The sequence below is a fragment of the Tumebacillus lacus genome (assembly GCF_026410385.1).
Taxonomy (GTDB): domain Bacteria; phylum Bacillota; class Bacilli; order Tumebacillales; family Tumebacillaceae; genus Tumebacillus; species Tumebacillus lacus.
On record NZ_JAPMLT010000003.1, the window covers coordinates 41853 to 51835 of the forward strand.

Genomic DNA, 9983 nt, shown 5'->3' on the forward strand with positions numbered 1-9983 from the left:
CTCTTTGTCTCATACAAATATATTCAATGTTTTCTATAAACTCTGTCGATTCCCTCCCTGCTCGGTAAAAAAACCGCCTGCCCATGCCGGGCAGACGGTCAAATTGTGGCTTACGCTTCCAGCATCAATTGCTCCAATTCCGCGAGTCGCTCTTTGAACACTTGCAGCGCGTCGTGGATCGGTTGCGGCGAGGACATGTCGACGCCTGCGCCTTTGAGCAGGTCGAGCGGGTCCTTGGAGGAACCGCCGCTCAGGAAGTTCAGATAGCGCTCGACAGCCGGAGCGCCTTCGCCCATGATCTGACGACCGAGGGCGATGGCAGCGGCAAAGCCGGTCGCGTATTTGTAGACGTAGAACGAGTTGTAGAAATGCGGGATGCGCGACCATTCGTTGTGCAGTTCGTCGTCGATGACGAGATCCGGGCCATAGTATTTTTTGTTGAGATCCCCGTAGATCTCCCGCAGCACATCGGCCGTGAGAGCACCGCCCTCTTCGATGGTCGCGTGGCAGATCTTCTCAAACTCGGCGAACATCGTCTGACGGAACATCGTCGAGCGGAACTGATCCAGCGAGTGGTTCAACAGGTACATCCGCTGTTGCTTGTCGGTCGTCTCCGCGAGCAATTTCTCCAAGAGAAGGTTCTCGTTGAGCGTCGAAGCGACCTCGGCGACAAAGATCGTGTAGTTGCCGTAGACGTACGGCTGATCTTTGTGCGAGTAGTAGGAATGCACCGAGTGGCCGAGTTCATGCACCAGCGTGAACAGGGAATCCAGCGAGTCGTTGTAGTTCATCAGAATGAACGGGGAGGAACTGTAGCTGCCCCAGGAGTAAGCGCCGCTGCGCTTGCCTTGGTTCGGGTAGACGTCGATCCAGTTTTCGTCGAAGGAGCGCTTGACGACCGACACGTACTCATCACCGAGCGGCGCGAGGGCGGTCAGCGATTTTTCCTTCGCCTCTTCATAGGTGACGCTCATCTCCACGTTTTCAACCATCGGCACGAACAGGTCGTAATAGTGCAGGTCGTCGACCTTCAGCACTTTTTTGCGCAACGCGACGTAGCGGTGCATGGTGTCGAGGTTTTCATGAACAGCTGCGATCAGGTTGTTGTACACGTCGGTCGGGACGTTGTCCGGGAACAACGACATCTCCAGCGAGGAGTTGTATTTTTTCGCCTGTGCGTAGAAGACGTCCTTTTTGACGTTTGCCGAGTACGCTGCGCTCAGCGTGTTGCGGAACTTGCCGTATGTACCAAACAGGCGCTTAAAAGCGTTTTCGCGCAACACGCGGTCGCGATTCTCCAGCAGGAGACGGTACATCCCTTCGGAAACGGCGTGCTCGTTGCCCTGCGAGTCCTCGACGGTGCCAAACTCCAGGTCGGCGTTGGTCAGCATCGAGAAGATCGTATCCGGCGCGTCCGCCAGCTCGGAGGTGCGGGCGAGCAGATCTTCCAGCTCCGGGGAGAGGACATGCTCCTTCTCGTCCATCAGCCGCTGCAGGAAGGTTCCGTAGACGCGCAGGTCTTCGTTTTCTTTCAAAAATTGCTCCAGCGTCTCAGCCGGCAGTTCGAGGATCTCCGGTTTGTAGAACGACAGCGAGCTCATCGCCTTTGCCATCAGCGTGTTGGAACGGTCGGCCAATGCTTGGTTGGCGGAGTTGGCCGTGTCGGTGTGCGAATTCATGTTCGCATAGACGTAGACGTTCTCCAGCACCTGCGCGATCTCATCTTGCAGGCGCAGCGCGGCCAACAGCGTCGCGGAAGATTCGCCGAGGCGGCCTTTGAACGCCTCGACCTGCGGGAACATCTCCTGCGCTTTCTGGTAGTCGCGCTCCCACTCTTCATTCGATTGATACATCGTGCCGAGATTCCATTGGTAGGCTGTCTCGATCTCGCTGCGCTTTTTGATTGCGGTCATCTCAGTTCCCCCTTGTCGTTTCCATCACATATCCATTGCCCGGTTCCAATCGTTTTTTCTCTACGATGGCAAACTCCGCTATTGTAATCAATCCCAGCGCGTTTCGCTCCAGCAGCGCTTGTGCCTGCGTGAACGCCTGCTCCTCCCCGTCGGCGATCACGATCACCGTCGAGTCGGCAAAGCCGTCGCCTCGGGCCTCCAACCGATATAAGAACATCCTGTGGTCTTCCTCCTCTTTTGGCTTATTATACCTTATTCCCGGAGCGCACTCCACATCCACCCCCCATAAAAACGGGCAGGGCTCCGTACAATGTGATACACTTTGTACAACAATTGAGGAGGTGATGTATATTAGCTGTATAACAAACGCCATCGAGTTGCTCCGTCGTGAACTGAATGAATGCGCGTGCCACAAGCAGGGCAACTTGCTCGACAAAGAAGTCATCGCGATCTCCCAAGCTCTGGATGTCCTGCTGGTGGCACGCTATAAAGACCAAAAAGCGACCTGATCTCACAGGTCGCTTTTTTTATGTTTCCTTTTTTACATCCACGTGATGCGCGTCTCCGTCTTGTTCATAATCCGCTCGATGTTGCTTCTGTGCCGGTAGAGCACGAGCAAGCACAGGATGAACGTCCCGAGCGACAGCACTTTGTCATCGGTAAAGATCGCAAACAGATGCACGTACACGCCGGTGATCATCGACGCGAGCGAGACGTACTTCCACGCATAGAGCGACAGGAAAAAGACCAGGAGACCCGTCACGAACAACAGGGGCGAGATGAACAGCAACACGCCGCCCGACGTCGCCACCGCCTTGCCGCCGCGGAACCCGGCAAACACCGGGTAGCAGTGCCCGAGCACGGCCGGGATGCCCGCGAAGATCGGGTGCAGATCGACACCGGCGAGAACCGGCAGCGCGGCCCCGAGCGTGCCTTTTAGCACGTCGACCGCCGAGACGATCACACCGGGCGCGATGCCGAGCGACCGAAACGTGTTGGTGCCGCCGAGGTTGCCGCTGCCGTGCTCGCGGATGTCGACGCCGTAGCCGAGGCGGCCGACGATCAGCGCGGTCGGGATCGAGCCGATCAGATAACTGAGAATCAACAGAACAAGGATCGTCATGAGTGCGGAGCCTCCTTCCAGCTGAAAGACAGGTTTGTCCCTTCATTGTAGCACAAAAAACGACCGGAGAGCCCGGTCGTTTTCCATGATTTCCCGATCTATATCACCCTGACACCGGCTTGGTACACCCCTGCCCAATAGCCGCTGTTCAGGTCGTCGACCGTGACGCCGTCCGTTGCATCGGCATGCACAAATTTGCCGTTCCCCAGATAAATCCCTGCGTGCGAGGTTGCCGCGCCGCCGGCAGCGAAAAAGACCAGATCGCCCGGTTGCAAATGTTGTTTCGCCACTTGCGCGCCTGCTTCGTACTGCGCGTACGTGGTCCTCGGCACGTTGACACCGACTTCCCTCATAACGTATTGGATAAATCCGGAACAGTCAAATCCTTGCGGTGTCTCCCCGCCGTACACGTAAGGCACGCCTTGATACCTCAATCCGTGCGTGGCGGCCTTGTTGCCGAGCGTCGCGGTCACTCCGGCCGATTGGTTCAAAGTCGGAGCGGCGTTGCTCCCCGCGTGGACCGTCACGGTCTTCGTTTGCTTCTCCTGCGGTTTCTGTGCGGTCGGCACGATCTGCGCATCGCCGCGGGAAGCAACCTGCGCCCGGGCTTCCCATTTGCTTGGAGCCGGGGCTGGCGGCGTTTCCTCAACAGGCTGAACCGCTGCGTGCACCTCTTGCTCATCCAAGATCGCCCGCGAGGCCGCGCCTTCGTTTGGCGTGCTGTCGTGTCGCGAGTCAAAGGCAGGCAAATAGCGGGAATATCGCTTGACCCGATCCAGGCGTTTCTGCTCGACGAGCTCTTTTTCCTGTTCGGTGGCGTTCAGGCTGTTCTCCGCAACCTCCGTCGCCGGAGCTTGAGCCGGCGCCTCCGCGAGCGCGACGCCGCCGGACGGACGATCCAGCCCGACCGCCGCCTCCACTACCTGTTGCTCCAGCAACATAGACGAAAAGAGACCGATCAGCAACCCTTTTTTCCAACGATCCATTCTCAGCCTCCCCCAATTTCTCAAGATTGTCGTTCCTGCCATACCTTTCGTGAAAGACTATTCAGGACATGTCGGCGGACTAGCCTACAAATCGCGGAAAACGCAAAAAAGGCCCTTCCCCTGCCAAGGAAAGGCCTTTTTTTAGAAACTCGGCTCCCGCTTGTCGCCGAGGACTTTTTTATAGCCGAACGTGTGGTCGCTGTCATAGCCAAGCCCCGCAAAGAACGTCTGCACGCCTTCGCGGCTGCGCTGGCTTTGCAACATGATCTTGGTGCTGCTGTGCTCGCGGCCGAGCTCTTCGACTCGGTGCATCAGGCTCCGTCCGATCCCTCTCTGCTGCGCTTCGGTGTCGACGATCAGGTTCTCGACCACCGTGTACGGCAGCGTTCCGAACATCGGGTCAGGACAGAAGGAGACAAAGACCGAACCGTCCACCTTGCCGTCTGTCACGTGCACAAGCAGATAATGGTCCGGGCTGTCTGCGATCTCTTCGATGCGCGAGGCGATCACGCGCACCGGCTCGCCCGGGCACAACATCTCATAGAGCCGCTGGATCGCCGCTCGGTCTTCCGCCGTCGCTTGTCGAATCAACCTGTAACCCTCTATCGGATCTCGACGATCTCGAACTCAATCGAGCCGCCCGGCGTGTTGACGGTGACTTTGTCGCCGACACTGCGGCCGATGACAGCGGCGCCAATCGGCGATTCATTGGAGATCTTGCCTTCCAGCGGGTCCGACTCGGTGGAGCCGACGATCGTATAGGTCTCTTCGTCGCCGTCCGGCACTTCTTTCAATTTGACGGTGGTGCCGATGGCGACCACATCCGCATCTTCGCTGCCCGGTTCGATGATGCGAACGTTGCGCATCATTTTCTCCAGCGTCACGATGCGGGACTCGACGAACGCCTGCTCGTCCTTTGCCGCATCGTACTCGGCGTTCTCGCTGAGATCCCCGTACGAAACCGCGATCTTGATCCGCTCTGCCACTTCACGGCGTTTGGTGCCTTTCAGGAAATCCAATTCTTCTTCTAACTTTTTCAACCCTTCGCGGGTTAGGAATACAGCTTTATCGTTCTCGCTCATTTCGTTCCTCCTCAGAAATTGATACTCCCACTAGGGTGTAACTGGAGTCGATTCGTAATACAGGATAAAGCAAAAAAACTTTCTAGTCGAGTCGTTTTTTGAAATTAATGGGTCGAAGTGGCATCAAACCGCCCTCACTCAAGTATGGATAATCTGAACTCGAGAGGGATGGGAGGTTGGTTTAAGCATGGCAACGTTCACGCAATACAAAGTCTACTACCCGTTTGTCGGCCCTTGCGACCCCTGCCCGCCGATCCGGGCGAAGACGTATAACACCCCGCCGCAACTGTACGTGCCGGTGCAACCGCCGGGCCTGCCGCAATACGATCCGTATACGGCGCTCAAGCAGGGCACGCTCTGGCCGGCGTACTACAGCCCCTATGACGGACGGATCGAAAGCAAACCGGGGGAGTGAGCGAGATGGCGCACAAACAGCTGACAGAAGAGTATTACAAGCTGCTCCATGAGATCCAAGCGGTCGACTTCGTGCTGGTCGAGCTGAACCTCTATCTCGACACGCATCCAAGCGACAGCGCGATCATCGAACAATACAACGCGTACGCAGTCAAAAGCAAGCAACTCAAGGAAGAATATGCGCGCCGATACGGGCCCTTGCAGCACGGCGACATGGCCGACAAACCATATTCCTGGCCGGATGCACCGTGGCCGTGGCAAGTCTAGGGGAGGTGACAGAGGATGTGGATCTACGAGAAAAAGTTGCAATACCCGGTCCGTGTCTCCAAATGCGATGTGCGCATGGCCAAACTGCTCCATGAACAGTACGGCGGCGCGGACGGCGAGTTGGCGGCGGCGCTCCGCTATCTGAACCAACGCTATTCGATCCCGGACAAAGTGGTCGGTCTGCTCAACGACATCGGTACCGAGGAGTTTGCCCATCTGGAAATGATCGCGACGATGATCTACAAACTGACGAAAGACGCGACACCGGAGCAGATCCGCGCGGCAGGCGTCGATGATCACTACGTCAACCACGACCGTGCGCTGTTCTATCACAACGCATCCGGCGTGCCGTGGACAGCCTCCTACATCCAAGCCAAGGGCGACCCGATCGCCGACCTGTATGAGGACATCGCGGCGGAGGAAAAGGCGCGCGCCACCTATCAGTGGCTGATCGACCAGACGGACGACCCGGATCTGAAAGACGGACTGAAATTCCTCCGCGAACGCGAAGTGATCCACTCCCTGCGCTTCCGGGAAGCGGTCGAGATCCTCAAGGAAGATCAAGCTCAGAAAAAAATATTTTAACGCAAAAAAGACCGCTCTCCGCCGGGGAGATGCGGTCTTTTCCTATCCGAGTGCGAGTCGTCCTCACTTGCGGCGCAGCAGGAACACACCGGCTGCCATCGCGATAAACAGCACGTCTTTGCCGACGTCCGTCCAGCCGACCGGCTTGGCCTCCGTCGGGCCAAAGCAGCCGCAGCCAAACGGCAGCACTTTGCCCCAGTTGGCCGCGAGCGCGACGAGGAAAAACAGGGACAGGATGCCGATCACCACCGCCGAGATGCGGGCGGTCTGCGGGATCAGCAGGCCGATGCCAAACAAGAGCTCCAGCATCGGGAGCACGACCGCCATCGGCTTGATCAGCGAGTCCGGCAGGATGCCGTAGGAGCGCAGGATCTCGCCAAACGTGTACAGGTCGATGATCTTGGCGTAGGCAGAGTACAGAAACACGCCGGCGAGGGCGAGTTGCAACACCCAGGTCAGGTAGGTGACGATGTTATTTTTGGAGGAAGTCCCGGAAGACGTCTTGAGTTGTGCCGCCGACAATGCGGTCGACCTCCTTCCCGTCTTTGAAGTGAATCAGAGTCGGGGTGCCTTCGATCTTGTAGTCATCCCACGGCTCTTGCTGACGCTCGATGTTGACCGGGAACACCGGCTTGCCCATCTCTTCGGCCAGCGGCATCAGGATCGGTGTCGAGATTTTGCAGTGTGCGCAGGACGGCTGGTAGAAGTACGCGTAGACGTCTTCTTTGTTGTGAATTTTCGTCTCCAGTTGGTCCGGCGTGATCTTGTTTTTGTAGTAATCCTGCACCGCCGCGTTGGCTTGCTGCGCATCGTCATAGTTGGTGGACATGAAAAAGCCGCCCACGATCAGCGCGATCGCCACGAGCGCACTGCCAAAGATCCACGGCAGCTGCTTTTTGCGGGCTGCTGCCTTTTGGTTGCGGATTTCCTTTTCAATGCGCTTGTCCAAATTGCGTTGCTTTTTATTCGACATGTTGTGGCCCTCCTCAAAGGATTCATATGGTCTGCTTCTTCTATTCTACTACATAAATGGTCGTTCATGTTTATGAACAATCTGTGTGATTTTAATCACATAGTTGTCACGAATTCCTGACTTGAGCACGTTGTGTCTCGCGATTTCGAGGCGTAGTCTGAAAGCAGCAACACTACTTTCAGCCGAAGGAGGCAACATCATGGACGACCTGCTCTTTTCCCGCATCCTCACCGGCACCACCCTCGCCTTTCACATCTTCTTTGCATCGCTTGGAGTCGGCATCCCCGTGCTGATCTCATTGGCCGAATTTCTCGGCATCTCCCGTCGCGATGACGAATACATCCTGCTCGCCAAACGCTGGTCGAAAGGGTTTGTCCTGCTGGTCGCCGTCGGCGTCGTCACCGGGACATGCATCGGCTTTCAGCTCAATCTGCTCTGGCCGGGCTTTATGGAACTGGTCGGCGAGGTGATCTCGCTACCGTTCATGCTGGAAGCGTTCGCCTTTTTTCTCGAAGCGATCTTTCTTGGCATCTACCTGTATACGTGGGGGCGGTTTAAAAATCCGTGGATTCACTGGTCGTTTTCCTTGCCTGTGATTCTCGGTTCCTCCGCCTCCGCCGCGTTGATCTCCACCATAAACGGATTTATGAACGCCCCAACCGGGTTTGAGATCGTCGGCGGTCAATTGACTCACATCGACCCGATCGCTGCGATCTTCAACCCGGCGACACCGAGCAAAGTGTTTCATGTGCTCGCATCGTCTTACTTTACCACCGCCTGTCTGCTCGCCGCACTGACCGCTTTTTTCCTTGTGATTCGGCGCAAGCGGCTGACCTATTTCAAAAAAGCTCTGACGCTGACGATGAGCGTCGCGCTGCTCACCGGACTACTCACCGCTGTCGCCGGCGACCTGTCGGCCAAATACATGGCCGCCTACAATCCGGAGAAACTGGCGGCTGCCGAAGCGCTCTATGAGACGACGGCCAACGCGCCGCTGCTCATCGGCGGCCTGATCGAGGAAGAGACGCAGACGGTGAAATACAAAGTCGAACTGCCCGGCATGCTCTCGTTGCTCTCTTTCGGCGATTTCCGCGCCGAAGTGAAAGGGCTGAACGAATTTCCAACAGACGAGCGACCGCCTGTGTACATTCACTATCAGTTCCAAGTGATGGTCGGGGCGGGCGTGTTTGGCATCGCTTTGTCCGCCTTGTATCTGCTGCTGGTCTGGCGCAAAAGACCGCTCGCGTTTTCCAACGGACTGCTCCGGGCGACTTTGGCCCTCGGCCCGATTGCTGTGATCGGGATGGAATGCGGCTGGATCTTCACCGAGATCGGGCGCAAACCGTGGATCATCTACGGCATCATGAAAACGTCGGAAGCGGTCACCACCGCCGGCAACATCCTCTACTACCTGATCGGATTTGTCCTGCTCTATGCGGCCATCGGGATCACGCTCTCCGTCGTGATGATTCGCTTCTTTCGCAGACGTCCGGTCGAGGCCGACCCGTTGTACCTCGCGATTCATCAGAAACGGCCGATTGATCCGCCCTCGGCGGCGAGAGGAGGAGGTTCCAGATGACGGTGACACCGGAGATGGCGATCACGATCCTGTGGCTGTTTTTGTTCGCCTACATCGTCTTGGCATCGATTGAATTCGGCGCAGGGTTTCTGCTCTTTTGGTCGCGATTTCGGAACTGGCCGTCCGAAGTGGAGCAGGTGATCGAGCGCTATCTCTCCCCTTTCTGGGAAGTGACCAACGTCTTTTTGATCACGTTCGTTGTCGGACTGGTCGGATTTTTCCCGGAGAGCGCCCGCTACTATGGCACGGTGTTGCTCCTGCCCGGCTCCGTCGCGCTGGTGCTGCTCGTGCTCAAAGGCACGTTTTTCGCCTACTGCCACTACGCCAAGGTGCGGGGCCGCTTTTATGTTTGGCTGCAAGGCGTGACCGGGCTGCTGCTGCCGATGGTGCTGGTCAGCGTCATCCCGATCTCCGAGGGCGGATTTGTCACCCGTACGCCGGAGGGACGGCTGGACCTCGTCTTCACCGATGTGTTGCAAAGCCCGCTCCACTGGGCTTTCGTGCTGTTCGCGCTGCTCAGCGTGCTTTTTGTGTCGGCCGTGTTCCTGCACTTCTACGCCGCCCGTGCCCGTGCGCCGGTGGCAGCGGCCGCCTTTCGCTCCGTCGCGCTCCATGTCGGCCTGCCCGCGCTCGGCTCCGGGGCGTTCATCCTGTTGCCGCTGACCGTTCACCGCCCGGACCACTTCCTCGCCCTCGCCACCGACTGGTCTTGGCTGCTGCTGCTCTCCGGCGCGCTGTTCGTCAACGCGTATCTGTTTTTGCAAAAGGGGAGATGGCCCGGCGTCACATTCGTGCTCGTGCTCGCCCAGTACGCGGCCGCTGTGGCGGCGTACGGCTACTCGCATCTGCCGTACCTGCTCTATCCCTATCTCACGATCCACGACGCCTTTGTCAACCCGGTGATGGCCCGGTACCTCACCGTCGCACTCGCCGGCGGGCTGTGCCTGCTGGTCCCCGGTCTGCTGTTCCTCTCGTGGCTGTTTTTGTTCAGCGACCGCTATGTGCGGCTGGACAGGTGAACGCAAAAAAAGACCCGGTGCTCCGTTTTTGGAGACCGGGTC

At 57.6% G+C, this 9983-nt stretch carries 14 protein-coding genes; 6 read left to right on the forward strand and 8 right to left on the reverse strand.

The window, feature by feature from the left end; translation table 11 throughout:
• Positions 1–110: 110 nt before the first annotated feature.
• Positions 111–1913: an oligoendopeptidase F gene (gene pepF / locus OS242_RS07375; protein WP_267151035.1), complete on the reverse strand. Its 1803-nt coding sequence runs from the start codon at positions 1911–1913 to the stop codon at positions 111–113.
• Position 1914: 1 nt separating this feature from the next.
• A complete protein-coding gene (locus OS242_RS07380; protein WP_267151036.1) occupies positions 1915–2130 on the reverse strand; it encodes a DUF3906 family protein in 216 nt (71 codons plus the stop codon).
• 127 nt (positions 2131–2257) lie between these two features.
• On the opposite strand from OS242_RS07380, the gene OS242_RS07385 reads away from it, so the two are divergent.
• Positions 2258–2422: an aspartyl-phosphate phosphatase Spo0E family protein gene (locus OS242_RS07385; protein ID WP_267151037.1), complete on the forward strand. Its 165-nt coding sequence runs from the start codon at positions 2258–2260 to the stop codon at positions 2420–2422.
• A gap of 32 nt (positions 2423–2454) precedes the next feature.
• Here the strand turns inward: OS242_RS07385 and plsY are convergent, their stop codons facing one another.
• From plsY to greA, 4 genes are all read right to left on the reverse strand, one after another.
• On the reverse strand, positions 2455–3036 hold the full coding sequence (plsY, locus tag OS242_RS07390; protein ID WP_267151038.1) for a glycerol-3-phosphate 1-O-acyltransferase PlsY: 582 nt from the start codon (positions 3034–3036) through the stop codon (positions 2455–2457).
• Positions 3037–3134: 98 nt separating this feature from the next.
• Entirely contained in the window at positions 3135–4022 is an 888-nt protein-coding gene (locus OS242_RS07395; RefSeq protein ID WP_267151039.1) for a C40 family peptidase, read from the reverse strand.
• A gap of 141 nt (positions 4023–4163) precedes the next feature.
• Positions 4164–4613, reverse strand: coding sequence for a GNAT family N-acetyltransferase (locus tag OS242_RS07400; RefSeq protein ID WP_267151040.1), 450 nt, complete (start codon positions 4611–4613; stop codon positions 4164–4166).
• 11 nt (positions 4614–4624) lie between these two features.
• Complete coding sequence (gene greA / locus OS242_RS07405) at positions 4625–5104, reverse strand: transcription elongation factor GreA (protein ID WP_267151041.1); 480 nt, start codon at positions 5102–5104, stop codon at positions 4625–4627.
• A gap of 187 nt (positions 5105–5291) precedes the next feature.
• On the opposite strand from greA, the gene OS242_RS07410 reads away from it, so the two are divergent.
• Genes OS242_RS07410 through OS242_RS07420 form a run of 3 tightly spaced genes read left to right on the forward strand, consistent with a single transcriptional unit; the run spans position 5292 to position 6370 of the window.
• A complete protein-coding gene (locus OS242_RS07410; RefSeq protein WP_267151042.1) occupies positions 5292–5519 on the forward strand; it encodes a spore coat associated protein CotJA in 228 nt (75 codons plus the stop codon).
• Positions 5520–5524: 5 nt separating this feature from the next.
• A complete protein-coding gene (locus OS242_RS07415) occupies positions 5525–5785 on the forward strand; it encodes a spore coat protein CotJB (protein ID WP_267151043.1) in 261 nt (86 codons plus the stop codon).
• A 15-nt stretch (positions 5786–5800) separates the two neighbouring features.
• Positions 5801–6370 carry a manganese catalase family protein gene (locus tag OS242_RS07420; RefSeq protein ID WP_267151044.1) on the forward strand — a complete coding sequence of 190 codons (570 nt, stop codon included), beginning with the start codon at positions 5801–5803 and terminating at the stop codon, positions 6368–6370.
• A gap of 63 nt (positions 6371–6433) precedes the next feature.
• Here the strand turns inward: OS242_RS07420 and OS242_RS07425 are convergent, their stop codons facing one another.
• Positions 6434–6892, reverse strand: coding sequence for a MauE/DoxX family redox-associated membrane protein (locus OS242_RS07425; RefSeq protein ID WP_267151045.1), 459 nt, complete (start codon positions 6890–6892; stop codon positions 6434–6436).
• A complete protein-coding gene (locus tag OS242_RS07430; protein WP_267151046.1) occupies positions 6843–7343 on the reverse strand; it encodes a thioredoxin family protein in 501 nt (166 codons plus the stop codon). Before OS242_RS07430 ends, OS242_RS07425 begins: the two co-directional genes overlap by 50 nt.
• A 199-nt stretch (positions 7344–7542) precedes the next feature.
• Here OS242_RS07430 and OS242_RS07435 point away from each other — a divergent pair, with 199 nt between their 5' ends.
• On the forward strand, positions 7543–8922 hold the full coding sequence (locus OS242_RS07435) for a cytochrome ubiquinol oxidase subunit I (RefSeq protein WP_267151047.1): 1380 nt from the start codon (positions 7543–7545) through the stop codon (positions 8920–8922).
• On the forward strand, positions 8919–9941 hold the full coding sequence (locus OS242_RS07440) for a cytochrome d ubiquinol oxidase subunit II (RefSeq protein ID WP_267151048.1): 1023 nt from the start codon (positions 8919–8921) through the stop codon (positions 9939–9941). Before OS242_RS07435 ends, OS242_RS07440 begins: the two co-directional genes overlap by 4 nt.
• Positions 9942–9983: the final 42 nt, after the last annotated feature.